Annotated in this window: 19 protein-coding genes, 1 pseudogene and 1 riboswitch; of the genes and pseudogenes, 14 read left to right on the top strand and 6 right to left on the bottom strand. The window is 73.1% G+C overall.

The features are described from left to right. Positions 1–37 precede the first annotated feature (37 nt). On the bottom strand, positions 38–235 hold the full coding sequence (locus tag ACFC1R_RS24165; protein ID WP_375941843.1) for a hypothetical protein: 198 nt from the start codon (positions 233–235) through the stop codon (positions 38–40). A 74-nt stretch (positions 236–309) separates the two neighbouring features. Further along, on the bottom strand, positions 310–507 hold the full coding sequence (locus tag ACFC1R_RS24160; RefSeq protein ID WP_375941841.1) for a hypothetical protein: 198 nt from the start codon (positions 505–507) through the stop codon (positions 310–312). 221 nt (positions 508–728) lie between these two features. Between ACFC1R_RS24160 and ACFC1R_RS24155 the strand changes: the two genes are divergently transcribed. Continuing rightward, positions 729–2,957 (top strand): peptidase domain-containing ABC transporter, encoded by a 2,229-nt coding sequence (locus ACFC1R_RS24155; RefSeq protein WP_375941839.1) that lies wholly within the window; start codon positions 729–731, stop codon positions 2,955–2,957. On the opposite strand, the gene ACFC1R_RS24150 is transcribed toward ACFC1R_RS24155, so the two are convergent. Beyond that, positions 2,864–5,770, bottom strand: a complete 2,907-nt coding sequence (locus ACFC1R_RS24150; RefSeq protein WP_375941837.1) for an AAA family ATPase — start codon at positions 5,768–5,770, stop codon at positions 2,864–2,866. The two genes, ACFC1R_RS24155 and ACFC1R_RS24150, sit on opposite strands and share 94 nt — an antisense overlap. A gap of 260 nt (positions 5,771–6,030) precedes the next feature. After that, a complete protein-coding gene (locus ACFC1R_RS24145) occupies positions 6,031–6,945 on the bottom strand; it encodes an MAB_1171c family putative transporter (protein ID WP_375941835.1) in 915 nt (304 codons plus the stop codon). Between ACFC1R_RS24145 and ACFC1R_RS24140 the strand changes: the two genes are divergently transcribed. Beyond that, positions 6,926–7,117 (top strand): hypothetical protein, encoded by a 192-nt coding sequence (locus tag ACFC1R_RS24140; RefSeq protein ID WP_375941833.1) that lies wholly within the window; start codon positions 6,926–6,928, stop codon positions 7,115–7,117. The two genes, ACFC1R_RS24145 and ACFC1R_RS24140, sit on opposite strands and share 20 nt — an antisense overlap. Positions 7,118–7,292: 175 nt before the next feature. On the opposite strand, the pseudogene ACFC1R_RS24135 reads toward ACFC1R_RS24140, so the two are convergent. Continuing rightward, positions 7,293–7,778: pseudogene (locus ACFC1R_RS24135) on the bottom strand (MFS transporter); the annotation flags it as partial. A 160-nt stretch (positions 7,779–7,938) separates the two neighbouring features. Further along, positions 7,939–8,059, top strand: a riboswitch (cobalamin riboswitch). Positions 8,060–8,199: 140 nt separating this feature from the next. Between ACFC1R_RS24135 and ACFC1R_RS24130 the strand changes: the two are divergent. The 7 genes from ACFC1R_RS24130 to ACFC1R_RS24100 all read left to right on the top strand — a co-directional run bounded on the left by ACFC1R_RS24130 (position 8,200) and on the right by ACFC1R_RS24100 (position 16,750). Next, entirely contained in the window at positions 8,200–9,288 is a 1,089-nt protein-coding gene (locus ACFC1R_RS24130; RefSeq protein ID WP_375941880.1) for a FecCD family ABC transporter permease, read from the top strand. Continuing rightward, the gene (locus ACFC1R_RS24125) at positions 9,288–10,052 is read left to right on the top strand and encodes an ABC transporter ATP-binding protein (RefSeq protein WP_375941831.1); all 765 of its coding nucleotides are present in this window, start codon (positions 9,288–9,290) and stop codon (positions 10,050–10,052) included. The genes ACFC1R_RS24130 and ACFC1R_RS24125 overlap by 1 nt, the downstream gene beginning before the upstream one ends. Before the next feature lie 11 nt (positions 10,053–10,063). Beyond that, on the top strand, positions 10,064–11,080 hold the full coding sequence (locus tag ACFC1R_RS24120; protein WP_375941829.1) for an ABC transporter substrate-binding protein: 1,017 nt from the start codon (positions 10,064–10,066) through the stop codon (positions 11,078–11,080). A 92-nt stretch (positions 11,081–11,172) separates the two neighbouring features. Continuing rightward, positions 11,173–12,264, top strand: coding sequence for an LLM class flavin-dependent oxidoreductase (locus tag ACFC1R_RS24115; protein ID WP_375941827.1), 1,092 nt, complete (start codon positions 11,173–11,175; stop codon positions 12,262–12,264). Between the two features lie 303 nt (positions 12,265–12,567). Next, positions 12,568–13,503, top strand: a complete 936-nt coding sequence (locus ACFC1R_RS24110) for an oxidoreductase (protein ID WP_375941825.1) — start codon at positions 12,568–12,570, stop codon at positions 13,501–13,503. Positions 13,504–13,654: 151 nt separating this feature from the next. Beyond that, complete coding sequence (locus tag ACFC1R_RS24105; protein WP_375941823.1) at positions 13,655–15,034, top strand: amidase; 1,380 nt, start codon at positions 13,655–13,657, stop codon at positions 15,032–15,034. 240 nt (positions 15,035–15,274) lie between these two features. Further along, positions 15,275–16,750 carry a glutamate synthase subunit beta gene (locus ACFC1R_RS24100; RefSeq protein ID WP_375941821.1) on the top strand — a complete coding sequence of 492 codons (1,476 nt, stop codon included), beginning with the start codon at positions 15,275–15,277 and terminating at the stop codon, positions 16,748–16,750. A 285-nt stretch (positions 16,751–17,035) separates the two neighbouring features. Here ACFC1R_RS24100 and ACFC1R_RS24095 read toward each other — a convergent pair whose 3' ends face one another. After that, positions 17,036–18,697, bottom strand: coding sequence for a phospholipase (locus tag ACFC1R_RS24095; RefSeq protein WP_375941819.1), 1,662 nt, complete (start codon positions 18,695–18,697; stop codon positions 17,036–17,038). 480 nt (positions 18,698–19,177) lie between these two features. Here ACFC1R_RS24095 and ACFC1R_RS24090 point away from each other — a divergent pair, with 480 nt between their 5' ends. The 5 genes from ACFC1R_RS24090 (at position 19,178) to ACFC1R_RS24070 (ending at position 25,756) form a co-directional block, all read left to right on the top strand. After that, complete coding sequence (locus ACFC1R_RS24090) at positions 19,178–19,963, top strand: HAD family acid phosphatase (RefSeq protein ID WP_375941817.1); 786 nt, start codon at positions 19,178–19,180, stop codon at positions 19,961–19,963. Between the two features lie 622 nt (positions 19,964–20,585). After that, the gene (locus ACFC1R_RS24085; protein ID WP_375941815.1) at positions 20,586–21,470 is read left to right on the top strand and encodes a hypothetical protein; all 885 of its coding nucleotides are present in this window, start codon (positions 20,586–20,588) and stop codon (positions 21,468–21,470) included. 163 nt (positions 21,471–21,633) lie between these two features. Then, positions 21,634–22,185 (top strand): SigE family RNA polymerase sigma factor, encoded by a 552-nt coding sequence (locus tag ACFC1R_RS24080; protein ID WP_375941813.1) that lies wholly within the window; start codon positions 21,634–21,636, stop codon positions 22,183–22,185. Positions 22,186–22,968: 783 nt separating this feature from the next. Next, positions 22,969–25,569 carry a class III lanthionine synthetase LanKC gene (gene lanKC / locus ACFC1R_RS24075; RefSeq protein ID WP_375941878.1) on the top strand — a complete coding sequence of 867 codons (2,601 nt, stop codon included), beginning with the start codon at positions 22,969–22,971 and terminating at the stop codon, positions 25,567–25,569. Between the two features lie 64 nt (positions 25,570–25,633). Continuing rightward, the gene (locus ACFC1R_RS24070) at positions 25,634–25,756 is read left to right on the top strand and encodes a SapB/AmfS family lanthipeptide (RefSeq protein ID WP_375941811.1); all 123 of its coding nucleotides are present in this window, start codon (positions 25,634–25,636) and stop codon (positions 25,754–25,756) included. Positions 25,757–25,787: the final 31 nt, after the last annotated feature.

Below are 25,787 nucleotides of genomic sequence, written 5' to 3'. Positions count from 1 at the left end.
GTGCCGCACCCCGGGCGGGGTGCGGCGCTTCGACACGTCAAGCGATGCAGACGACGGTGGTCCGGGGAGTGATCGTGATCATCCCGGTGGAGGTGGTGTCACCCTTGGTCCACAGCGTGATCATGATGTCCCGCCCGCCGTTGTCGGTGCCGGCTGCCACCAGCTCGTCCGCCTGGGTATAGGCGGTGTAGCCGGTCAGCAGCTCATCGGAGGCAGAGCTCAATTCAACTGACATACAAGCTCCTTGACTGTTTCGAGGGGTGAACGGGAGGGTGCCGCACCCCGGGTGGGGTGCGGCGCTTCGACACGTCAGGCCATGCAGACGACGGTGGTCCGCGGGGTCTGCGGGGTGTACACGGTGACACCGGTCTGGGTGAGGGTCACGGTGATGATGATGATGTCCCGTCCGCCGTTGTCGGTGCCGGCGGCCACCAGCTCGTCCGCCTGGGTGTAGGCGGTGTAGCCGGCCAGCAGCTCGTCCGAGGCGACGTTCAACTCGTATGACATCTGGACTCCTTGGTAGGTGGATCAACCGTGCGTCCCCGTTCGGTGGGGACGGTCGAGCACGCTAGTCGGGCCGATCCGGGCCGGAATCGGGGATTCCCGCAGGATTCCTGCGCACCCGGTGGTCAGCCGAAGCTGCGGGAATCCACGATGCGGCCGGCCCCGCCCGGCCGCAGGATCACCGGTGACGTGTCGTTCACCCCCATCGACCCGGGAGACCCCGCATGATCCGAGCAGTCCGCCGACGACTACGGCGGGTGCCGTTCCGCCAGCAGCTGTCCGGGACGGAGTGCGCCGCAGCCTGCCTGGCCATGGTGCTGGCCCACCACGGTCGCGAGGTGTCGGTCGCGGACTGCCGCGAGCGGCTGGGGCCCGGGCGTGACGGCGTCGGACTCGGCCGACTCGCCGCGGTCGCCGGGGAGCACGAGCTCGATGCCGCGCTGGAACGCGTCGCCGACCCGCTGCTCGACCAGGGGCCCGAGCCCACTGTCGTCTTTCTCGCCCGCCACCATCTGGTGGTCCTGGAGGCGGTCACCCGCCGCGGCGTCGTCCGGCTCGCGGACCCGGCCCAGGGCCGGGTCCGGCTGACCCGCGCGGAGTTCGCCGAACAGTACGGGGGCCTGCGCCTGAGGATGGCCCCCGGTGCCGGGTTCGTCCGCCAGACCCAGCCCTGGCACCGCGCGCTGGTCGTGCGCTATCTGCGCGACTTCGTCGCCGCACCCGGCAGTAGACGGCTGCTCGGCCTGATCGCGGTGCTCGCCGGAATGATCCAACTCCTGGGCCTGGCAATGCCGTTCGCCACCCAGGTGATCGTCGACCGGGTCCTCCCGGACCACCGGACCGATCTGATGGACCTGCTGGGCACCGCGCTGGCCGGTACCGTCCTGTTGCACGGCGCACTCACCCTGCTGCGGCAGCTGCTGACCGTGGCCCTGCGGGTGCGGTCGGACGCCGTGCTCTCCCAGGACTTCATCGACCGGCTCTGGCGGCTACCGATCCGCTTCTTCCTGCAACGCTCCCGCGGTGACCTGCTGTTGCGGGTGCAGAGCGTGTCCGCCACCCGTGAAGTGCTCACCCAGCACGTACTGACGTCGCTGCTGGACGGCGGGACGCTGCTGGTGTACGTCGGCGTACTGATCGTCCTGGTGCCCGGCTACCTGCCCGTGGTGGCCGCGCTCGCCGCGCTCCAGGGCGCGCTGCTGGCCGGGACGTACGCGCGGGCCAAGCGGCTGGCACAGCGTGAACTCACCCTGCGCTCCGAGGAGCAGGGCTATCTGGTGGAGGCGCTGGATGCGGTGCTGCCGGTACGGGCCAACGGCATCGAAGGGAGGGTACGGGCGCACTGGCGCACCAAGTTCGACCGCTACCAGGACGCGATGGCCGGCCGGGCACGGTTGGGCGCGTGGATCCAGGCAGGGCAGTCCACCCTCACCGTGCTGGCGCCCCTCGCGCTGCTGTGGAGCGGTCTGCTGATGGTGCTGCACGGGCGGATGACCCTCGGCACGATGCTGGCCGCCAACAGCATGGCCCTGTCGGTGCTCGGCCCGGTCCAGACCCTGGTCGTGGCCGGCCAAGCCTTCTCCACGCTGCGGGCCCAGATCGAGCGCATCTACGACGTCCTGGACACGCCCGCAGAGCCGGCCGGCACGGCCGCCCTGCCGGGCTCCGGCCCGCTCAGGGTGACCGTCCGCGGGGTGTCGTTCCGCTACCACGGCGACGGGCCAGCCGTCCTGGACGGCGTCGACTTCGAGGTGCCGCCCGGCGGAAAGCTCGGCATCGTCGGCCGCACCGGCTCCGGCAAGAGCACGCTCGGCCTGGTCGTGCTCGGCCTGCTCCGTCCGGTGGAGGGCGTGGTGCGACTCGACGGCGTACCGGTGGACGGGCTGGACCCCGACCGGCTCCGCCGGGAGTTCGGCGCGGTACTGCAGGAGTTGAGCCTGTTCAACGGCACTATCAAGGAGAACCTGGTGCTCGGCCGGCCCGAGGCCACGCAGTCCGAGATCGAGGAGGCGTGCCGGATCGCCGGGCTGCTCGACGATGTGCGCCGGCTGCCGATGGTGTTCGACACCCCGGTCGGCGAGGGCGGTACCGCCCTGTCCGCGGGCCAGCGGCAGCGGCTCGCACTCGCCCGGGCGCTGATCCACCGGCCCCGACTGCTGCTGCTCGACGAGGCGACCAGCCACCTCGATCCGGCGACCGAGCGCCAGGTCGACGCCGCGCTGGAACGGCTGGCGATCACCCGCATCGTGATCTCACACCGCCTGTCCGCCGTCCGCGACGCCGGCCGGACCCTGGTGCTGGCCGGCGGCCGGATCGTGGCCGCCGGCCGACACGAGGAACTGGTCCGCCGATCCGAGCACTACCGCGAGATGTTCGCCCCGGAGCCGGATACCGCCGCGGCCATGGCCCCGGCGCCGATGTCGGGGCCGGCGCCGACCGAGGCCGTCCGGTGATCGGGCCGGACCGCGTCCAGGGCCCGCGCCACCGCGCCCCGACAGTTGATCCCCAACTTCCGGTACACGCCGGTGAGATGGGACTCGACGGTGCGGACGCTGACGAACAGGCGCTGGGCGATGGCCTGGTTGGTCAGCCCATGAGCCACCAGGTCCGCGACCTCGCTTTCGCGCGGCGACAGCAACGGCTCCCCGGTGGTGAGCGGCGATACCGGCACGGCCTCCGTCGCGGCGACCCGTACCACCGGGGCAGGTGCGCCGGAGCGCCAGGGCCGCTCCGCCCTCGCCAGCAGGGCGTACGCCCCGACCCGGCCGAACAGCTGCCGCGCCGCGCCAGCCGCGCTCTCGTAGCCTGCCCGGTCGCCGTGCTCCGCGGAGATCTCGGCAGCGAGCAGCTGCGCCAGCCCCGCCCGGACCACGAAACCGGAGGCCGCCAGGCGGTCCGCCGCCCGGCGGGCCAGCGCGGATGCCCGGTCATGCTCGCCGCGGGCCCGCAGCAGCCGGGCCGAGGCCAGTGGCACCACGGCACCGGCGGCGGGCAGTCCGGCGCTCCGGGCCGCTCGCCCCGCCAGCTCGACGTGCCGGGCGAGCAGAGCCGTGTTCCCCTCGGCCGCGTACACCACGGCCATCAGATCGTGGCCGTGGGCGGGCATCGGGTCACGCCACCGGCCGTCCCCGAGGCTCAGCAGCCGGGCGGCCTCCGCCCCCGTCAGCGGATGCCCGCAGGCCACCGCCGCCTCCACGGAGGCGTGCCGAACCACCGCGCGCCATACCGCCGTTGACGGTTCCGGCAGGCTGCGGAGCAGTTCCAGCGCCGGGCCGGCAGCCTCCGGACCGGACTGCCACAGCACCGCCCGCAGCCGCAGCGCCGCCGCGGTCGCCAGCGTCTCGGCCGCACCGAGCTCCCGTGCCAGGTCGAACGCCTCCTGCGCGGCGGCGAGCGCATTCTCCAGCGGGCCCGACATCAGTAACAGTGCCGTCTGGACGGCGCGCAGCTGCGGGATCACGTAGTTGTGCTGGTGGCGTTGCGCGAGCGCGATCCCCCGCTCGATGCGGTCGGCGGTCCGTTGCCTCCGCTCCAACAGCACTCCCGCCCAGCCGAGTTCCGGCAGGGTGGCAAGCGCGCGGATCCGCCCGCGCTCGTCGAGCGAGTCGGCGAGCCCTTCCGCCGCGTCCAGGGTCCGACGGGCGCCCGGGACCGCGCCCTGGCCGATCGCGGCCAGACTGGTCAGACCGTGCGCCGTCAAACGCGTCTCGGCGGAGTCGTCGGTGCGGAGGGCGGCCACGACCCGGCGCAGGCACCGCTCGGTCCGGCCGTTCATCAGATCGAGTCTGGCAAGCTGGAGTTCGTCCTCGGCTCGGCCCCCGGGGCGCCGCAGCAGGCTGTGCGCCCGGCCCGTGCGGCCGCGCAAACGCTCCACCAGGGCTGCCGACCCGACGGCCTGCGCCCGGCCTGCCGACGACCGGGTCAGCAGTGGGCGCAGTACCTCGGCGGCCTCGTCCAGTCGGCCGGTGAGGGTGAGCGAGCGGCCCAGCAGTGCGGTGGCCTCGGTCCGCAGCTCGGTGGTCCCCGGCTGTTCGGGGAGCGCGTCGAGGACCGCGCGCAGCCAGCGGGCGCTGGTCGAGGGCGCCGGTTCGAGCATGGAGCGAGCGGCTTCGGTGAGTCTCGTCAGCTCGTCCAGGCCTGCGGTCGGCGTCGCGTACTCGGCCTGACCGGCCCAGATCGCGGGGGGCGCCCCGGTCCGTTCGAGGTGACGGGCGGCGCGCCGGTGGGCCTCGGACCGCCATGCTGGGCCAGCCAGCCGGTAGCTTGCGGCACCCGGTAGTAGCTGGGCGAACCGGTACCGGCTGCCGGTCCATTCGACACAGCCGTGCCCGATCAGCTCGTCGAGCGCTCCGCCGACCGCCCGGGCGGGTAAGCCGGCCACCACCGCCACCAGCGGGAGGTCGAACTCCGGGCCGCACACCGCTGCCGCCCGCAACACCGCGCGGGCGCGCTCCGACAGCGTGGCCAGTTCCCCGCGCAGTTCCGGGTCCGGCTGCCAGTCGTCCGACGGCGGATCGCCCGTCCGTCGGCCGTCCACTCGGATTCTGCTCGGATGGCAGGCGCTGCGCGGATCGCCCGCAGCCAGCCGGGCCACCAGGTCGGGCGGCAGATCCGCGAGCGCCCGCAGGTAGCGGGGGTTGCCGCAGCTCGCCTCGGCCAGCAGCCGCCGGTGTGCCGGTGCCACCCCCGGCACCAGGAGGGCCAGGTCGGGAAGGGCCAGTGGGCCGAGCTCGATCCGTAGCGCGTCGGCGTCGGCGAGGGTCCGCGCCAGCTGGGGTGGACAGCCACCGCTGCGACAGGCCAGTACGACGGTGAACCGCCCGTTCGGTGGACTCGCGATCAGCCGGTCGAGCAGCAGCAGCGACTCCCGGTCGGCCCACTGCAGGTCGTCCAGGAGCAGGACGAGCGAGACCCCGGCGAGCGTGTCCCGCAGCCGCCGGTGGAGCCGGTGCTCCGGCCGCCCGCTCTCCTCGCCGTCGGTGAAGCGTTCGAGCAGGGTGCGGGCGTCGGTGGCCCAGAGCGCGTCCAGCAGCAGCCCGTACGGCACCGGCCGGCCGCCCGGCGTGGCCCGCGCCTGCCCCATCGGCCGCCCCGAGGCGGCAACCGACCGCCGTAGCTCCGCCAGTAGCCGCGTCTTGCCGATCCCGGGCGGCCCCTCCACCACCGCGACCGCCGCCTGCCGGTCGTCGGCCTCCACCAGCCCGACCAGCCGGTGCAGTTCACGGTCGCGTCCGACCGAAACCCCATCTCCCCAAGAACTCAGCATAAGCTGAAATGAAATCACATCGCGATCAACTTTCACACCAGCAGCACACAGGGGATCCGCCCGCCGGACCGGGCAACGGGTTCCCGGACACCCGAGCACCAGGGACGGCGCCGACGGTCACCGATCCTGGTGGTCCCGCACATCCTGGGCCCGCCACGGCTGCCGGCCCTTCGCGGTCTCCCTCGCCCGCCGGCACACGACAGCGGACTGCCCGGACCGCGACCAGGCCCCGGTACGGCGATCCGCCGGGTTCCGCGCGTTCAGGTGGACTCGGACCGGCCGAACCCACCGACGGTGGTCAGTTCACGGCGCACCCGGTCACGGATCCGGGCCACCACCGGGGAGTCGGCGAATTCCTCGGTGACCAGGATCAGCCAGTCGGTCTCCGCGTCCAGATCGGTCAAGGCCGCCGGCGGGACGTACGCCTCGTCGGGCGCGGGCGGACGGCGGTGGCCCGCCTCGGCGGCCTCCAGCGCGGCCGCGAGCACCGCCGCCTCGACCACCGCGGCCCGGCGGTGGTCGTCCATGCCGCCGCAGGCCGCGGCCGCCCAACGCGGCACCTTGGGATGCTGGTGGGCGCGGAGCCAGAGCTGCGCATCGCGGATCTCGATCACCCGCCGGTAGAGCGCGAACTCCGCCCGCCCGTGCAGCCGGAGTCCCGAGCCGGGCGGTTCAAGGACGATCTCCGGCCGGATCGCCCGCAACTCCGTCCAGAGCGGCCCGAGCCGCCGGTGACTGCGCCGGGCACGCAGTCGGCGCAGCGGCCCGGAGACCCGGCCGGGCAGGGCCACGAGCGTGGCACCGCCGATCCCCAGGACCAGTGCCAGCAGCGCCACCGGCCCGGAGAAGGCGTCCTCGCCGTTGTCCTGCCGGCCGGTTCGCAGTCCGGCCACGAGCGGCATCAGGCTCGCCGCGACCCAGACCAGGCCGGCCGTCCCGCCGGCGACCACCAGCCGCAGACCGGTGCGCAGCCGTCCCGGCCCGAGGCCGTGTGCCGCACGGTGCATCACCGCGGTGAACAGGCCGACGCACCACGCGCTGTGTGCGGTGAACAGCAGGGTGAACGCGGCCAGTGCGACCCTCCCGCCGTCCGGCACGGTCAGGAAGGCGACCGGTTCTTCGTGATCCGCAGCGAGAACCCGCTGCTTGTTCGAGGTGGCCGTCGAGACGGCCACGGACGGCTGGCGGCCGGTGAGCGCCTGGGTGGAGGCCGACCCTGACCGGTACCGGCGGGGGAGCGACGAAGAAGAGAGCACTCTCCTGGAGATGCTCCTGAACATGCACTTCGGCAAGGCCGACCGCCCGGAGCTGCGGGAACGCTACCGCCGGCTGCGCTTCGGCAGCTGATCCACTGCCCGACCTGACGATCTCCACCTCGGGGATCCCGTGGCTGGTGCGTGGAGGACATCGGCTGCCTCCGGTACCGCCAAGGTCACTTGAGCAGCAACGCGCCAGATCGACGGCTTGGGTGGAGGACCATCGGGTCGTTGGGCGGATCCACGTTCGTGCCCGAATGTAGTTATTCGATCGCCGAGTTGATGGCCGCGTACTCACCGCCGATGCCGAACCCGGTGAAGAACCGGCAGAGGAAGAAGAACCAGGCGGTCCAGGAGAAGGCGGTGACGGCGGTGGCGGTGAGGTACACCGCCAGCGTCACCATGAAGAGCTTCTTGCGCCCGAGCCGGTCGGTGAGCCAGCCGAAGAAGAGCGCCCCGCAGCAGGCGCCCGCCACGTACAGGGCCGCCGCCCAGGTGGTCACCTGCGCGGAGCTGATGGCGAGTCCGCTGCCCTGGTCGGAGAGCCGCCCCGCCATGTTGCCGACGATCGTCACCTCCAGGCCGTCGAGGATCCAGACCGTGCCCAGGCCGATGACGATCCGCCAGTGCCAGGACGACCAGGGCAGCCGGTCCAGCCGGGCCGGGACGTCGGTGCGGACGTCGCCGGCCGCCGCCCCCGCTCCGGACGGGCCGCGCCGCTGCTGATGACCGACTCCGTCGAGCTCCGCCACGGGATGCCTCCGTCGTCCCTCGGGTACCGCTTCGGGCGGCGGTGCGTGTACCCCGGTTCCGGCGGAACACAACCCGACGACGCCGGACTACCCCTGAAGGTGTGAAGGTTTCCGGAGGATGTCCTGGGTGCATGGGGAGTCCACTCCTTACAGGTAAGGCGAGCCTTGCTATGCTTCGGGTACGTCCCGGGGGAGAAGTCCGGTGAGAATCCGGCGCTGACCCGCAACGGTGGACGGGGCCCGCCCCCGCAAGCCCGATCGCCCTCGGCGACGTACGACCTCCCGTCAACTCGCCGTGGACTGCGAGGGGATGCCGCACGGCGCCACCGTGCGCGGACGCACGCGTCCGTGCCGCCCCCCGGCGCCGGGCCGCCCCCGGCACGGACACGGCCCGACCCGAAGGCGCCCCACCGTGAGCACCCTGGCCGCCGATCCGCGACCCGCACCGCCGCCGTCCCCGCCCTCGCCCCCGCCGCGCCGTACCCCGGTCCTGCCGCTCGGCCTCGGACTGGCCGCCGCCCTGCTGCTCTCGCTGGTCTGCGGCGTCGGACTCGGCGCCGCCGACCTCCCCTGGGGGCGGACCCTGCACCTCCTGCAGGCCGGGCTGACCGGAGGCCGGATCGCGGCCGAGGACGCCGCCGCCTACACCATCGTCTGGGAGATCCGGCTGCCCAGGACCGTGCTCGCCGCCACCGTCGGCGCCGGACTGGCCGTCACCGGAGTGGCCGTCCAGGCCATGGTGCGCAACGCTCTCGCCGATCCGTTCGTGCTCGGCATCTCCTCCGGCGCCTCGGTCGGCGCCAACGCCGTACTCCTGCTCGGGGCCTTCGCCTCGCTCGGGGCCTGGGCGCTCTCCGCCTCCGCCTTCCTCTCCGCCCTGGCCGCCATGGCCCTGGTCCACGCCGTCGCGCGGACCGCACACGGCCTCACCCCGTTGCGCCTGGTGCTGACCGGAACGGCGCTCGCGTACGGCTTCTCCGCCGTCACCGCGCTGATGGTCTTCGGCGCCGAACGCGGCGAGGCGGCCCGCTCGGCGATGATGTGGCTGCTTGGCAGCCTGGGCGGCGCCACCTGGGGATCGGTACCGATCGCCGCCGGCTGCGTGCTCGCCGGGACCGCCTACCTGCTCGGTACGGCGGGCCGCCTGGACGCCCTCGCCATGGGCGACGAGACCGCCGCCGCCCTCGGCGTGGACGCCGGACGGCTGCGCAGCCGGCTCTTCCTGGTCACCGCCGCCGTCACCGGCACCGTGGTGGCCGTCAGCGGCGCGATCGGCTTCGTCGGCCTGATGGTCCCGCACCTGGTGCGGATGCTGGTCGGAGCCGGCCACCGAAGGGTGCTGACGATCGCCCCGATCGCCGGAGCCGTCCTGCTGGTCTGGGTGGACGTCATCTCCCGACTGCTGCTCGCCCCCGCCGAACTCCCGGTCGGTGTGATCACCGCCGTCCTCGGCGTGCCCTGCTTCCTGCTGCTGATGCGCCGCCGCAGCTACGCCTTCGGAGGCCGCTGATGCGCGTCGACATCGAGGACGTCTCGGTCGAGATCGCCGGGGCCCGGCTGGTCCACGAGGTGACCGTACGGGCCGGCAGCGGCACGGTGCTCGGCCTGGTCGGACCGAACGGCAGCGGCAAGTCCACCCTGCTGCGCTGCGTCTACCGGGCCCTGCGGCCCGCCGCGGGCGCCGTCCGGCTCGACGGGGAGGACCTGCACGGCCTGAGCCCCCGCGAGGGCGCCCGCCGGGTCGGCGCGCTGCCGCAGGAGAGTTCGGCCGAGTTCGACTTCACGGTCGCCGAGGTGGTCGCGATGGGACGCCTGCCGCACCGCAGCGGCTTCGCCCGCGGCGGGGACGACGGGCTGTGCGCCACCGCGCTCGGCAGGGTGGGAGCCGGGCACCTGGCGCAGCGCGGCTTCCTGCAGCTCTCCGGCGGCGAGAAGCAGCGGGTGCTGATCGCCCGTGCCCTGGTCCAGCAGCCGCGGGTCCTGGTGCTGGACGAGCCGACCAACCACCTGGACATCGCCCACCAGTTGGAGGTGCTCGCGCTGGTCCGCGACAGCGGGCTGACCGTGCTCACCGCACTGCACGACCTCAACCTGGCCGCCGCGCACTGCGACGAGCTGCACGTGATCGCCCACGGCCGGATCGTCGCCTCGGGCCCGCCCGGTGAGGTGCTCCGACCCGCCCTGCTGGCCGAGGTGTTCGGGGTGCGGGCGCATCCCGTACGGCACCCGGAGACCGGCGCCGTCCAACTGCTCTTCGACCGTCTGCACCCGTGAGGACCCCTCTGATGCGTTCCGCCGCCACCCGCTCCGCCACCGTCGTCGTCCTGCTCGCGCTCGGCCTGACCGGCTGCGGCGCCGAGGTCGCCACCACCGCCCCGGAGGGGGCGGACACCTCGGCGCACTACCCCGTCACGGTCGAGAACTGCGGCAGCGAGGTGACCTACCGGCGCAAGCCCGAACGGGTCGTCACCAACGACATCGGCATCACCGAGATGATGTTCGCGCTGGGACTCACCGACCGGATGGCCGGCTACGCGATGCCCGACGAGAAGGGCGACCTGACCGCCGTCCCGTGGCGCGACGGCTACCAGCGTGCCAAGTGGCTCTCCAAGGACCGGATCACCAAGGAGGTGGTCCTGGACGCCAGGGCGGACTTCGTCTTCGGCGGCTGGAGCTACGGCTGGGACGAGGCCGCCGGCCTGACCCCCGAGACCCTCGGGAAGCTGGACATCGCGGCCTACACCCTCACCGAGTCCTGCCGGAACGGCCGGGAGAAGGCGCGCGGGGTGATGCCGCCGCTGGACGCGCTCTACACGGACCTCGCCAACCTCGGCGAGATCTTCGACGTCCGGCCCAGGGCCGAGGAACTGATCGCGGGCTTCAAGGCCGAGGTCGCCGAGGCACGGACGGCCGCACCGGGCCGCCGGCCGAGCGTCTTCCTCTACGACAGCGGCCAGGACAAGCCGTTCACCTCCGGCCGGTTCGCCGCTCCTGACGAGATCATCGCCAAGGCCGGCGGGACCAACGTCTTCGGCGACCTGGCGGACTCCTGGACCACCGTGGGCTGGGAGTCGGTGGTCCAGCGCAAGCCCGAGGTGATCGTGATCAACGACTACGGCGACACCGGTGCCGAGGCCAAGAAGGAGTTCCTCAGGTCCTACCCGCCGCTGGCGGACGTGCCGGCGGTCAGGAACGACCGGATCTTCGTGCTGCGCTACGCCGACCTGGTGGAGAGCCCGCGCAACCCGGCGGCGATCACCGCACTGGGGGCTTACCTGCGGACGGTGCCGCAGGCCGGCTGAGACCGCCCCGGGGGCGGGGGGAAGGGGGGCCGCCGGTGGCTGCGTTAGAGTTGCTGGTTGAAATATGAACTACATGGAGGGTGTGAGTTCAGGTGCAGTTCGGAATCTTCACGGTCGGTGACGTCACGACCGATCCCACCACCGGCAGGACCCCGTCCGAGCACGAGCGGATCAAGGCGATGGTCGCCATCGCGCGCAAGGCCGAGGAGGTGGGCCTGGACGTCTTCGCGACCGGTGAGCACCACAACCCGCCGTTCGTCCCGTCCTCGCCCACCACCATGCTCGGGTACATAGCGGCGCACACCGAGCGGATCATCCTCTCCACCTCGACGACGCTGATCACCACCAACGACCCGGTGAAGATCGCCGAGGACTTCGCCATGCTCCAGCACCTGGCCGACGGCCGGGTCGACCTGATGCTCGGACGCGGCAACACCGGCCCGGTCTACCCGTGGTTCGGCCAGGACATCCGCCAGGGCATCCCGCTCGCCATCGAGAACTACGCGCTGCTGCACCAGCTCTGGCGGCAGGAGACGGTCGACTGGAAGGGCCGCTTCCGCACCCCGCTGCAGGGCTTCACCTCCACCCCGCGCCCGCTGGACGACGTCCCGCCGTTCGTCTGGCACGGCTCCATCCGCAGCCCCGAGATCGCCGAACAGGCCGCCTACTACGGCGACGGCTTCTTCGCCAACAACATCTTCTGGCCCAAGGAGCACTTCCAGAAGCTCATCGAGCTCTACCGCACCCGCTACGCCCACTACGGCCACGGCACCGCCGAGCAGGCGTACGTCGGCCTCGGCGGCCAGGTGTTCATGCGGCGCAACTCGCAGGACGCGGTACGGGAGTTCCGCCCCTACTTCGACAACGCGCCCGTCTACGGCCACGGCCCGTCGCTGGAGGAGTTCACCGAGCAGACCCCGCTCACCGTCGGCAGCCCGCAGGAGGTCATCGAGAAGACCCTGACGTTCCGCGAGTCCTTCGGCGACTACCAGCGCCAGCTCTTCCTGATGGACCACGCCGGACTGCCGCTGAAGACCGTGCTGGAGCAGCTCGACCTGCTCGGCGAGGAGGTCGTGCCCGTGCTGCGCAAGGAGTTCGCGAAGAATCGGCCGATCGAGGTCCCGGCCGGACCCACCCACGCGGAGCGCGTCGCCCGCGCCCGGCACGCGGAGGAGGCGGAGTGACGCGCACTCCGGACGCCGTCCCGGCCGGCCGTCCTCCACCCTCCCCTGGCTCCACCCGGGGCCCGCACGCTCGTCGGCCGGCCCGCCGGGGCCACCGACCGCGCACCGGGCGAGCGGGCTGAAGGGGCCGAGAGCCGGGTCGCCGGACTGCGCGCACCGGCCGTGGACATCGCCGGCCACCCGGCCGCCCGGCCACCGGCCTCCGCCCGCCCGCGCTGCGGGCCGGGCGGCACCGGACCGGCAGCCAACGCCCCTGCGGGAGGCCCCGGTTGGCGGACCGGGGCGCTCGCATACACTCCGGCCATGGCGAACAGCGTGTGGGACGAGCGGGACATCCCCGACCTCAGCGGGAAGACGGCCCTGGTCACCGGCGGGAACAGCGGGATCGGCTACCACCAGGTCCACCGGCTGGCCGCCCGCGGCTGCCGGGTGCTCCTCGGTGCCCGGAACCCGGCGAAGGGCGAAGCGGCGCTGGCCCGCCTGCGGGCCTTGGTCCCGGACGGCCGGATCGAACTGCTCCAGGTCGACCTGGCCGACCTGGACTCGGTGCGGAGCGCGGCCGAGCGGGCCACCGGCGCCCTCGACGGCCTCGACCTGCTGGTCAACAACGCCGGAGTGATGGCCGTCCCGAGCCGGCAGACGACCGCCCAGGGCCTGGAACTCCAGATCGGCACCAACCACTTCGGCCACTTCGCGCTCACCGGACACCTGCTGCCGCTGCTCACCGAGCGGCCGGACAGCCGGGTGGTGACGGTCAGCAGTCTGGCCCACCGCACCGGCCGGATCGACTTCGGCGACCTCCAGTCCGAGCACGGCTACCGGGCCTGGCAGGCGTACGGCGCGTCCAAGCTCGCCAACGCCGTGTTCGTCCTGGAACTCCAGCGCCGGCTCACGGCGGCCCGGCTCGCCGTCACCAGCATCGGCGCCCACCCGGGCTTCTCCGCCACCGAGATCGGGGACAAGGGCCCGAGCCTGGCCGGCGGCAGCATCCTGTCCGCTCCCACCTCCTGGGGCACCCGGCTGATCGGCCAGCGCGCCGAGCGCGGGGCGCTGCCCGTGCTGCGCGCGGCCACCGACCCGTACGCGATCGGCGGCAGCTACTACGGACCGCTGGGCCTCGGCGAACTGCGCGGAGCTCCCGGAGTGGTCGCCTTCCGGCAGAAGGCGCACGACACCCGGCTCGGGCGGTGGCTGTGGGCCGAGTCCGAGCGGGTGACCGGGGTGGCCTTCGCACTCTGACCGGAGCCGGCGGGACTCGGGCCGGGCCGGTGCGGGGCGGGGCCCGCGGCCCCGGCAAGGAGCCGGTCTTGTCTGCCCGAGGGGCGCTCGGTAGGTTGCTGCCGGGCGCCCCTCCGGGCGTCGCGGACCGGGCGGAGCAGGGGAGCTGCTGGTGGCGGACTGGGTCGGGCGTACGGCCGGGGAGATCGCCGGGGCGGTGCGGCGCGGTGAGGTGACGCCTCGTCAGGTGGTGGCCGAGCACCTGGCCAGGATCGAGCGGGTGGAACCCCGGGTCGGGGCGTTCCGCAAGGTCCTCGCCGAGCAGGCGCTTGCCGCGGCCGACCGGCTCGCCGACCGGGACGACCTGGCGTCGCTGCCGCTGGCGGGTGTCCCGGTCGCCGTCAAGGACAACCTGCCGGTGGCGGGTGAGGCGACCAGGAACGGCTCGGCCGCGACCCCCGACACACCGGCGCCCGCCGACCACGAGACCGTCCGCCGCCTGCGGGCCGCCGGAGCCGTGGTCGTCGGCCTCACCGCGGTCCCCGAACTCTGTGTGTTCGGTACCACCGACAGTGTGTTCGGCACCACCCGCAGCCCGTGGGACCTCTCCCGGAGCTCCGGCGGTTCCTCCGGCGGCAGCGCCGCCGCGGTGGCCGCCGCGATGGTGCCGATCGCGGTCGGGAACGACGGCATGGGCTCGATCCGCATCCCCTCCGCCAACTGCGGGGTGCTGGGCCTCAAACCCGGCCACGGCCTGGTGCCGGCCGACCTCGGCCACGACGGCTGGTCCGGCATGTCGGAGAACGGCCCGATCGCCACCTGCGCCGCCGACGCCCGGCTGATGCTGGCGGTCCTCGCGGGCGAGGAGCCCGGGGTCGGCCCGGGGCCGGCCGCACACGCCGAGGACGGTCCGCTGCGGATCGCCCTCTCCGTCCGCTGCCCCACCGCCGGGATCCAGGTCGCCCCGCAGCTGGTCGCCGCCGTCCGCGACACCGGCCGGCATCTCGCCGAGGCCGGGCACCGGGTCACCCGGGCCGAGGTGTCCTACCCGTGGTGGCTGGGTGCCGCGTCCGTCGGCCGCTGGCTGGCCGGAACGGCCGACGACGCGCGGGGACTCCACCCGCAGCTGCTCAACCCCAGGACCCGGCGCCATGCCGCCCTGGGCCGGGCGGTCACCCGGGCCGGACTCGTCCGCCAGAGCCAGCGCAGCAACTGGCAGACGCAGTTGGACCGGTTCTTCGCGCAGTACGACGTGCTGGTCACGCCCACCCTCGCGCGGCCCGCGCCGCCCGCGTACCGCTGGCACACCCGCGGCTGGCTCGGCAACGTGCTGTCCAACGCCCGGTACGCACCCTTCAGTCACCCCTGGAACCTCGCCCGCTGGCCCGCGCTCGCGCTGCCCGCCGGACACCACCCCGACTTCGCCGGGGCCCTGCCGCTCTCGGTGCAGCTGGTGGCACCGCCCGGGGGCGAGCAGCGCCTGCTCGCGCTGGCGGCGGAGCTGGAGGAGCGCCGCCCCTGGCCGCGTACGGCGCCGGACCCGGCGCGCTAGCCGACTGCGGGGCTCCGCCGGCTGCGCGGTGGTGCGCGCGAGCCCGCGAAGTGCGCGTCCGCCGCCTGATGCGGGCCCGCGCGGGGCGAGGGCCCGGGAGTCCCGCCGGTGCCACGGTTTCCCGTCCGACCCGTGCGGGCGTACCGTGGCGACACGGTGCCGCATGTCGTCCCCGCGCCCGCGGGAGGGGTGGGCGGCCTTGCCGGTCCGGTGTCGTCGCGCAGGCGCTGGAGGCGACCGATGGGCGATCCGAAGGCATTCCTGAACAACCCCCGCCGGCACCGTGCACGGCGGGCGGTGCCCGAGCGCGTCCAGGACTGGGCGGAGGTCTACCGCGAGCGGGCGCTGCTGCCGATCATCGGCGGGCAGGCAGCCCGCTGCATGGACTGCGGCATCCCGTTCTGCCACAGCGCCTGCCCGCTCGGGAACCTGATCCCGGAGTGGAACACCCTGGTCGCGGCAGACGAGTGGCACGCCGCGAGCGCCCGGCTGCACGCGACCAACAACTTCCCCGAGTTCACCGGACGGCTCTGCCCGGCGCCCTGCGAGAGCGCCTGTGTGCTGGCCATCGACTCGGAGGCCGTCACGATCAAGAACGTCGAGCTGGAAATCGCCGACCGCGCCTGGGAGTCGGGTTACGAGCAGCCGCAGCCGCCGGAGCGGCTCTCCGGCTGCACCGTCGCGGTGGTCGGCTCCGGTCCCGCCGGGCTGGCCGCCGCGCAGCAGCTGACCCGTGCCGGGCACACCACCACCGTCTACGAGCGGTCGGACCGGATCGGCGGACTGCTCCGCTACGGCATCCCGGACTTCCGGCTGGAGAAGCACCGCCTCGACCGCCGGATCGAACAGATGCGGACCGAGGGCACCAGGTTCCGTACCGGTGTCGCGGTCGGCCGCGAGCTGCGCGCCGACGACCTGCGGGCGCGCTACGACGCGCTGGTGCTCGCGGTCGGCGCCACCGCCAGTCGCGAACTCGCCGTACCAGGACGTGAACTCGCCGGCATCCACCAGGCGATGGAGTACCTGCCGCAGGCCAACCGGGCGGTGGCCGGTGACGGCGGACCGGCGGTCTCGGCCGAGGGCCGACGGGTGGTCATCGTCGGGGGCGGCGACACCGCAGCCGACTGCGTGGGTACGGCATTGCGCCAACATGCTTCGGAAATACGGCAGTTGGACATCAACCCGCGTCCGCCCGAACTGCGCGCGGAGGGCCAGCCGTGGCCGGTGCATCCGAAGGTGTACCGGGTCACGACCTCGCACGAGGAGGCGCAGGAGCTGGCCGCCGAGCCGGGCGACCCGCGCGAGTTCGCCGCCACCACCGTACGGTTCGAGGGTGCCGGGGGGCGGGTCCGGGCGGTGTGCCTGGCCGAGGCCGAACCGGGGGACCGGCGGCCCCGACCGGGCACCGAGCGGGTGATCGCGGCCGATCTGGTGCTGCTCGCGCTCGGCTTCTCCGGCCCGGAGCACGGCAGCGGCCTGGTCGACCAGCTCGGCCTGGGCCTGGACCCCGCCGGGAACCTCGCCCGTGACGGCGCCTTCGCGACCGGCACGGACGGTGTGTTCGTGGCGGGTGACGCCGGGCGCGGGCAGTCCCTGATCGTCTGGGCGATCGCCGAGGGACGTTCGGTGGCCGCCGCCGTCGACCGCTACCTGACCGGCTCCACCGCCCTGCCGGCACCCGTCGCCCCGACCGACCGCCCGCTCACCGTCCAGTGAACCCGCTCACCGTCCGGTGAACGGAACCCACGGGGCGGTGCGGTCGGGTCCGCCAGGGCGCCCGGCCGGTCGGTGGCGCGGGACTCGGTGCGAGTGCCGGACTCCGGTGTGAGCACGCGACTCCGGTGCGAGTGCGGGGTGTCGGATCCGGGCGAGTGCTCCGGTCGACCGCTCCGGTCGACCGCTCCGGGCGAGTGCGGGTGGCCGCGAGGGGCGCGGCGGTCCGTGGGCTGGTCGCGCACGGACTACCGCGCCCCTCGCGGCGGTTGGGCCGGCGGGTGGAGGTCAGCCCTTGCACAGACCCCGGGCGTAGTCCACGGTGGCGGCGTCCTGGGAGAACTTCCACTCGGGGCTCAGCAGCTGGGCGTCGAGCTGGGCGGCGGCGGTCGGGTCCTCGACGATGTAACCGAAGTCCTGCAGCCAGGCCGGGTAGAGGTTCTTGGAGCCGATGTAGAAGGCGGAACCGTCGACCGAGACCAGCTTGTGGTGCAGGGCGAAGGGCTTGCCGTCGGCCCAGGTGGTGCCGGGCGCGGCGCGGAACGAGGCCAGCTGGAGGTTCTGGCACATGGTGGTCTTCGCCGCCTGGGCCGAACCGCCGTTCAGCTTGCCGAGCCGGGCCAGCAGGGTGTCGCTGATCTCCGACAGGGACTTGATCTGCGAGTAGCCGCCGCTGCCGACCGCGCCCCGGTTGGCCGGGTCGCTGACCACGATGCGCACCTTGACCCCGGCGGCCAGCTTGGCGGCGAGGGTGTCGTAGAGGCGGACGTCGTAGCGGGGGAGCGGCGGGCAGGTGCCGTTCACGTCCTGCTGGGAGATCTCGACGTGGCTGTCGGCACTGGCGACCAGGGCCCGCAGGGCGTTCTCCTCCGGGTTGACGGTCTCGTAGTCCCGGTCGCCGTTGGTGTTGTCGTGCAGGTTGATGGGGCCGCAGGTGGTGTCGCCGCCGGCCGTCGGAGCGGGCCGGTAGGTGGACAGCGGGTCCTTGTCACGGATGCCGACGCCCAGGCCGCCGACGGCGATCACCGGGGTGTTGCCGGTGGCGGGCGCGGCGGAGGGGTTGCGGTCCTGCTCCATGGTGGGCATGCAGGCGGCGCCGTTGGAGGAGGCGAACCAGGCGGCCGAGAGGACCCCGGTGTTCCGGCAGGTCCAGGTCCACAGCGTGTCCAGGTAGCGGCCGGCCGAGCCGGCGGCGGGACCGGTCAGCGCGAGGTCGACGTCGGACACCGGGTGGGTGGTGTCGATGTAGTCGTCCTTCCAGCCGTTGATGCCGCCGGTGACCACGCTCCGGCCGTCGACCACCAGGAGCTTGGAGTGGTTCCAGGAGAAGGCGGTCTTCGAGGCGGTCATCGAGGCCACCGTCAGCGTGATGTCCGGCGCCGCGCTGCCGAGCCTGCGCACCAGCTCGTCGCGGTAGGAGGTCGGCAGGACGTTGATGTTGTACAGCGGCGCGGCCCCGACCAGGATGCGCACCTGGAGCTTGTTCCCGGAAGCCGCCGCCGCCTTGAGGCCGGCGACGATCGCGTCCTCGAACGCGCCGTTCGGGAACGGGGCGAGGGTCGAGATGTCGACGGTACGGGTCGCCCCGGCGATGTTCTCGGTCATCTTGGCCAGCAGGGCCCGAGTCCCGGGCCGGTCGGTGCAGTTGGCGTCGCCCCAGCAGCCGGGGGTCTGCAGCAGCCAGCCGCCCGGGTCGCCGGCCGGGGCGTCGAGGGCGTTGCCGCTGGTGCGCTGCCAGACCGAACCCTCCAGGCCGGGGGAGACCTGACGCAGCGTCCCCTCGACGGAGTCCAGGTGCGGGGTCGCAGTCCGGGCGGCCGTACCGCTCGCGGGCCGGGCGGTGTCCGCGAAGGCGGGGCCGGCGGCGGCGGGTACTGCGCCGAAGATGGCGGCACCGGCCAGGACCGTCCCGGTGAGTCGGCGAAGGCGTCGGGGCTGATGGCGGAGCAAGATGTGATCCTTTGGGAAGCGATTAACTGTGCATTTACTGTACGGTAACCTGATATTTCATCAGAACCCGCCGAGCGGCGGGTTCATGTCAGACCGATCGGATCGCCAACTCGTCCACGGTCGTGGACGGTTGGCGGAGTGGCCCGCCATCCGGCGGGGGTCGGTGCAGGTCGGCGTAGGTGGGGCGCCGGAGTGCCGGCACCCGGGGCGCCGGCCGGGCGGTGTGCCGGCGGTGCTCCCCGGGGTCCGGAGGGGTCGTCGCTCCGTTCACCGGCCGCACACCCGGCGGTCGCGGTCCCGCCTTCCGGGGTGCAGGATCCTTCACGTCTCCCGGTGCTCGGCACCGCGCGTAGACGACGCGCATAGAGTGCCCTTGACCGGCTCTGTTACCCGCCAGTACGGTCTGGGGCACCGTACCCGGAAGAGCGGCGACGGGCGAACCGCGCCCACCCGCTCGGGGGTAGAAGGAGCAGTACTCAGATGGTCGGAAACACCCTCAGAAGCCGTTCCCAGAAGCTCGCCGTCCTCGCGGTCGGCGTGGTCGTGGGCGGGGCGGTGGCCGGCGGCGGCTTCGCGGTCGCCGACTCGTCGGCGCCGAAGAGCGACCGGCAGATCACCAACATGACCGACGAGGTCAGCAAGATCAAGGCGTACTACGGCGACACGGTGGACGCCAACGGCGAGCACTGGGCCTCGCCGAACAGCAACTACGCCGCGCAGGTCAAGTCGATCGAGACCAAGGCGCAGAAGTACCTGGAGAGCAAGATACGGCACGACCGCAGCGGCAAGAAGGCGATCGTGCTCGACGTCGACGACACCTCGCTGTCGACGTACAACTACGAGTTGGAGACGACCTTCGTCTACAACCCGGCCAGCAACGCGCAGTACATCGCCACCAAGACCATGCCGGCCGTGTTCGGGATGAACACGCTGGCGACCTGGGCGAAGAAGCAGGGCTACACCGTCTTCTTCGTCACCGGGCGTCCCGAGACCCAGCGTTCGGCGACGGCGGCCAACCTCGCCGCCGTCGGGTTCCCGGCCGCCGACCAGGAGCACCTGTACCTGAAGAACCCGGTGACCCCGCCGTCGTACCTGCCCTGCGGCAAGACCTGCACGACGATCGAGTACAAGTCGGGTACCCGGGCGCACATCGAGAGCCTGGGCTACCAGATCGTCGCCAACTTCGGCGACCAGTACAGCGACCTGTCGGGCGGTCACGCGGAGAAGACCTACAAGATCCCGAACCCGATGTACTACCTGCCCTGACATGACGTCGGCCGTGTGAACGGCGGCAGTGCGAAACGGCCCCCTGCTCCTGCCCGCTCCGGGTGGGGCAGGGGGTTTCGGGCATCCGGCTCCGGCCGGCGCCGCGACCGGACTTCTGCTGCTCGACGGCGATGCCTACGACAAGGCGCCGAGCCATCGCTGCATCGTCCACCCCGGCGCACCGCTGACCGTCGAAACCGGCTCGACACCGCCGTGATCGTCTGGTCGACCACCGACTGCACGGGGACCGACAACCGGGTGGTCGCCCGGGACCAGGTCTTCACCCTGCCCAACGGCCGCGCCGTGTACTCCTGGTACGACCGGTCGTAGCAGGCCCGCAGTACGGGTCCGGTCCGTCGACCCCGGGGGAGGGAGCCGGCGGACCGCCGTGTCACCGGGTCCGTCACCGACCGGGCCGTCGCACCGCATGCAGGATCAACTCCCTGACACACCGCCTCTGTGGCCCGGCCGCCGGGGCGCCGGTCGGGGGCACGGCGAAAATTCTCCCGTTCAGGTGCGACCGGATCGGCCGCCCGACCCGTCCTTGGGTTCGGGGCCCGTAGCCGAGCGGGTCGGCCGGACCGCTGACCGCAGGGGCAGCGGGTTGTGAGTGGGGAGTGAGATGGACGATTTCCGTGAGGTCCTGAGCGACGAACTGTCGCTCGAACCGCCACCGCCCCTCCTGGGCGGGATGATCGAGGAGGCCGCGCGTGCCGGGCGGCGCACTCGCAGGGTGCGGATGTGGACCGCCGTCGCGGGGTCGGCCACTGCGATCGCCGTCGTGGCGGTCCTGCTGGGCGTGGTGACCAACAAGGGGCCGGCCGCCGGTGGCGGGCCGGCCCGGCTCGACGCGGCTGCGGGGAGCGGCGCCCCGGCCGTCCCGCAGTCCTCCGGTGCCGCCTCGGCAGCCGCACCGTCCGCTGCGCCGTCCACGGCTCTCCCGCCGACGTCCGGAGCGTCACCGACCGTCAGCCCGGCGTCCTCGCGCACCGGTGTCCCGGGTACTCCGCCGGATGACGGGAAGGTCCCGGCGACGGCGCCCGGCCTGCTGCAGCAACTGCTGAGCCTGCTGCCTCCCGGCCAGACCAGCCACTACGCGGGGAACGGGGGCGACGAACCGCTGGTGCAGACGTACCTGACCACGGCGGCCGGCACCGGGATGATCAGGCTGAGCGTGCACCCCATCGCGGGGCGGATGGTCTGCGACGGGGGCACGTCGAAGTGCGTGACCGACGCCGCCGGTCGGATCGTGCAGGTCTACCACATGGAGGGCAACTGCGTGCAGAGCACGGGGGTGCTGGCCGACCGGGGTGACGGCACGGTGGTGCAGATCGACATCGGCAGCTGCCTGGACTCCCAGGACGACCGCAACAGACCCGGTGTGCAGGCCCTGACGGTGGAGCAGGCCATCGCGATCGCCGAGAACCCGGCCGTCGGCACGCGTCTGGAGCGCACGACGGTCCTGGCCGGTGCCGCCCGGTTCCCGGACCTGCCGGCCTTGTTGTGACCCTGCGGCGGCTGGGGGCGGTACCCGGTACCGGGAGCCCGTCCCCACGAATGACCGCCGCACAGTGACCGACCAGCAGCGCCACGGCCCCCCGTGTCATCGACGGGCCGTGGCGCCAGTATCGTTTTCAGGCCGGTGAGCCGGTCGGAACGGGGGAAAGCTCATGCGTGGTGAGCAGGAGTACATAGCCTTCGCCGAGGCCAACGTCGTGCGGCTGCGGCAGATCGCCTATCTGATGTGCCGTGACTGGCACCTCGCCCAGGACCTCACTCAGAGCACGCTCACCAAGATGTACGTCGCCTGGAACCGGATCGGCCGCAAGGGCCCCGACGACCCGTTCCACTACGCCCGCAAGGTGTTGCTGAACACCTTGCTGGACCATCGCCGCCTGCGCAGCAGCAGTGAGCTCACCGTCGAGCAGCTGCCGGACCGGACCGCCGACAGCGACCCCACGGCCGTGCGGCTGACGCTGCTGGACGCGCTGGGACGGCTGGCCCCGCGCGACCGCGCCATCCTCCTGCTGCGCTACTGGGAGGACCACAGCGTCGAGACGACCGCAGAGATCCTCTCGCTCAGCCCGTCGATGGTGAAGTCGCGCAGCATGCGGTCCCTGGCGGTACTGCGGGAGCAGCTCGGCGGCGACCGTGGCCTGTTCTTCGACGACGCCGGGCACGACGCCGGACTGAGGTTCCGGGCGACGGCCGGGACCCACTGAGCGATTCGTCCACCGGGCCCGGGAGCCCTCGCACTCGCCCCACCGGTATGCCCGGCCGGGTGAGTACGAGGGCTCCCGGGCCGTTTCGTTGCCCGTTGCCCGTTGCCCGTTGCCCGTTGCCCGTTGCCCGCTGTACCGCCGGCTGCTGTGGCTCTGTCCGGCGAAGCCGCCCGCTGTGGCTCTGCCCGCCGTACCGCCGCCCGCTGTGGCTCTGTCTGCCGCCCGTCGGCCGCCGCCCGCCGTAGTGCGTCCCGGGCGGCTTCGCCGCGCTGTCCCTCCGGACGCCCCGTCAGGGTGCGGAACAAGCCACCCGGGCGTCGGCGCGGGCCGTGTGCCCGGGTGTCGCGGGGGGACACCGGGACGGGTGGGACCTGCGGGGAGCCCGGCCGGAACGGTGTACGAGGGTGAACGAACGGGTCGTACACCTATTCCAGGTACGAACAGTCCCTGGCAGGGCGGGCACAAGCCCGCGTGTACGGACACGCGTACGCCGGGGCGGGTGCGGCGCGCATCCGCCGACCGCTGCCGCGCCGCCCCGCGCCCCGGAGTGAACGGCATCCGGCCAAAGCCCCGGAAAGCCTGGCACGCCCTGCCCGGGCCGCCCTAGGCTCCGTTGCGTGAACAAGGCGTTGCGCCGAGTAACGCCACATGAATCGTTTTTGACGTCCCGTCACCTCTCGGATCAGCGGCCGGCCTCCGTTCCGGTGGCTGTCGGCCCGAGACTGTCCGAGAGCCGTGCGACGACCGGAGCGCGACTCGCGACCGAGGAGATCTGTGGTGGACATGCGGTACGAGGCGTATTCCTACGCCGACCCGCTCTTCTACGACTCGCCAGTCCGGTGGGCCGCCCATGAGGAGTTCGCGGCCGTGACCGAGCCCCTGCCGCCCGGCTGGGTCCGGCAGGACCGGGACATCTGGGTCGTGGTCCAGCCGGCCGGGGCCGGACTGCCCGACCAGGGCTGGAAGGTCCACGTCTCCGCCTGCCTGGACAACGCCGAGCGGGTGCTCGACACGGTCCGCTCGTACTGTCAGCGGGTCGGCATGCCGTTCAAGTACCTGCGCAGCCTGCCGATCCTCCAGGTCCAGAACTCCAAGTACGCCAACCGGGGCGGCAGTGGGAAGTTCTGCACGCTGTACCCCCTGGACGAGGACGGCCTGCGGCGCTGCCTCACCGAGCTCGGGGCCGAACTGGCCGGGGAGCCGGGCCCGTACATCCTGAGCGACCTGCGCTGGGAGGACGGCCCGCTCTACCTCAGGTACGGCGCGTTCACCGAACGCTGGTGCCGCGCCGACACCGGGGAGCAGGTCCCGGCGCTCGCCGATCCCGAGGGCCGGCTGGTGCCCGACGTCCGCGCCGCCGTCTTCGAGGTGCCGTCCTGGGCGCCCGTCCCCGACTTCCTCCGGCCCGCCCTGACCGCTCGCAGGGCCGGTGGCGGCACGGCCCTGCCCTACCGGGTCGAGCGGGCCCTGCACTTCTCCAACGCGGGCGGCATCTACCTGGCCCACGACCGCTCGGACGGGACACCGGTCGTCCTCAAGGAGGCCCGCCCGCACGCCGGTCTCGACCAGCGGGGGACCGACGCCGTCACCCGGCTGGGGCACGAGTACGACATCCTCACCCGGCTCGCCGGCATCCCCGCCGTGCCCGCGCTGCACGGCCGGCTGACCTCCTGGGAACACCACTTCCTGGTCCAGGAGTACGTCGAGGGCGCCACCCTGAACGAGTGGCTGGTGCAGAACTACCCCCTGGTCCACCCGGACCCGGACGAGGCCGTCGTCACCGACTACGTCCGCCGGGCCCTCGACATCCTCGACCAGGTGGAACGCGGGCTCGCCGCGATCCACGCCCGGGGCGTGGTCTTCGGCGACCTGCACCCGCGCAACCTGATGCTCCGCCCGGACGGCTCCGTCGTCTTCATCGACTTCGAACTCGCCAGCCCCATCGATGAGTTCGTCCGTCCTGCGCTCGGCGCCGCCGGATTCGCCGCCCCGGCCGGCCGCACCGGAGTCGAGCTGGACCAGCACGCCCTGGCGGCCCTGCGGCTGTGGCTGCTGCTGCCGCTCCAGCAGCTGCTGGCACTCGACCCCGGCAAGACCGACGAGCTCATCGACGTGGTGGAACGCCGCTTCCCCCTCCCGGACGGCTACACCGCCCCGATCCGCGCCCACCTCGTCCGGCGGGAGCCGTCGCTGCCCGGCTACGAGGAGATCGGCCACCACCGCGCCGAACTCACCGCACTGCTCACCGCGGACGTCCCCGACTGGAAGGCCATCCGCAGCTCACTGGCCGCCGGGATCGCCGCCACCGCGACCCCGGACCGCGCCGACCGGCTGTTCCCCGGCGACGTCGCCCAGTTCACCCACGACTCGCTCGGACTCGCCTACGGCGCGGCCGGCGTCCTCTACGCCCTCGACGCCACCGGATGCCGGATCGACCCGGAGCACCTGGACTGGCTCACCGCGGCCGCCGGGCGAAGCCCCGTACGGCCCGGCCTGTACACCGGGAGCCACGGCGTCGCCTACACCCTGGACCTGCTCGGGGCCCGCACCGCCGCCCTCGACCTGCTGGACCGGCTGACCAGCGGGCCCGACCGGCCGACCGGCACCGACCCCGTCCATGGACAGGCGGGCCTCGGCCAGGGGCGGGCCGGCATCGCCCTCACCCTGCTGCACTTCGCCGAGGCCGCCGCCGACCCCGCACTGCTGGAGCGGGCCGTCGCCCTCGCCGAGGCCGCCGCCGACACCCTGACCGGTGCCGTACCAGGGATCGCCGCAGCCGAACCCGGCCTGCTGAGCGGCCCCACCGGAGCGGCGCTCGCCCTGCTGCGGCTGTACGAGCACACCGGCGACATCCGGCTGCTGGACCGGGCGGAGGCCACCCTCGCCCACGACCTGGAGCGCTGCGTCCTCGCGGCCGACGGCACCGTCCAGGTGCGGGACGGCCTGCGGGTCCTGCCCTACCTGGAGGGCGGCAGCGCCGGCATCGGCCTGGTCCTGGACCAGCTGCTGACCCACCGCCCGGACTCCGCCCTGCGCGGCCGCGCACCCGCGCTGATCCGCGCCGCAGAGCCCGAGTTCATCATCCAGCCCGGACTCTTCAACGGGCGGGCCGGCCTGATCGGCCACCTCGGACTGCTCCGCAACACCGGCGACCGCGCCCGCTGCGCCGCCCACGCCGACCGCCACCGCAAGCTGCTGAGCTGGCACCAGATCTCCTACCGAGGTCAACTCGCCTTCCCCGGCGAGCAGTTGCTCAGGCTGTCGGCCGACCTGGCCACCGGCTCGGCCGGCGTCCTGCTCGCCCTCGGCACCACCATGGCCGGAACCCCGTTCCTGCCGTGGACCGCGCCCATCGGGCGCCCCGGTCCGGCCTCCGCGCCCTGACCGGCCCAACAGACCCCCGGCGACCCCCGCCGGGAGAAATCCCGTCCGCACACAGGAGGAAACCATGGAGATTCTGGACCTGCAGGCCCTGGAAGCACCCGAGGCCCCCGTCGAGGAGACCGCGCCGAGCACCCTGAGCGTGCTCAACTGCACCGTGAGCACCGCCAGCACCATCCTCTGCCTCTGACACCTGTCAGCTGATACCCGTCGCCGGCCCG

Source organism: Kitasatospora sp. NPDC056138 (assembly GCF_042264695.1).
In the GTDB taxonomy this organism is placed as follows: domain Bacteria; phylum Actinomycetota; class Actinomycetes; order Streptomycetales; family Streptomycetaceae; genus Kitasatospora.
The sequence above is the reverse complement of the archived record's forward strand: the minus strand, read 5'-3'. Positions and strand labels throughout refer to the sequence as shown.

Coding starts and splice junctions, on each gene's coding strand:
- ACFC1R_RS24165 (WP_375941843.1), bottom strand. CDS start 235: ATGTCAGTTGAATTGAGCTCTGCCTCCGATGAGCTGCTGACCGGCTAC.
- ACFC1R_RS24160 (WP_375941841.1), bottom strand. CDS start 507: ATGTCATACGAGTTGAACGTCGCCTCGGACGAGCTGCTGGCCGGCTAC.
- ACFC1R_RS24155 (WP_375941839.1), top strand. CDS start 729: ATGATCCGAGCAGTCCGCCGACGACTACGGCGGGTGCCGTTCCGCCAG.
- ACFC1R_RS24150 (WP_375941837.1), bottom strand. CDS start 5,770: ATGCTGAGTTCTTGGGGAGATGGGGTTTCGGTCGGACGCGACCGTGAA.
- ACFC1R_RS24125 (WP_375941831.1), top strand. CDS start 9,288: ATGCGCGTCGACATCGAGGACGTCTCGGTCGAGATCGCCGGGGCCCGG.
- ACFC1R_RS24120 (WP_375941829.1), top strand. CDS start 10,064: ATGCGTTCCGCCGCCACCCGCTCCGCCACCGTCGTCGTCCTGCTCGCG.
- ACFC1R_RS24110 (WP_375941825.1), top strand. CDS start 12,568: ATGGCGAACAGCGTGTGGGACGAGCGGGACATCCCCGACCTCAGCGGG.
- ACFC1R_RS24100 (WP_375941821.1), top strand. CDS start 15,275: ATGGGCGATCCGAAGGCATTCCTGAACAACCCCCGCCGGCACCGTGCA.
- ACFC1R_RS24090 (WP_375941817.1), top strand. CDS start 19,178: ATGGTCGGAAACACCCTCAGAAGCCGTTCCCAGAAGCTCGCCGTCCTC.
- ACFC1R_RS24085 (WP_375941815.1), top strand. CDS start 20,586: ATGGACGATTTCCGTGAGGTCCTGAGCGACGAACTGTCGCTCGAACCG.
- ACFC1R_RS24080 (WP_375941813.1), top strand. CDS start 21,634: ATGCGTGGTGAGCAGGAGTACATAGCCTTCGCCGAGGCCAACGTCGTG.
- lanKC (WP_375941878.1), top strand. CDS start 22,969: ATGCGGTACGAGGCGTATTCCTACGCCGACCCGCTCTTCTACGACTCG.
- ACFC1R_RS24070 (WP_375941811.1), top strand. CDS start 25,634: ATGGAGATTCTGGACCTGCAGGCCCTGGAAGCACCCGAGGCCCCCGTC.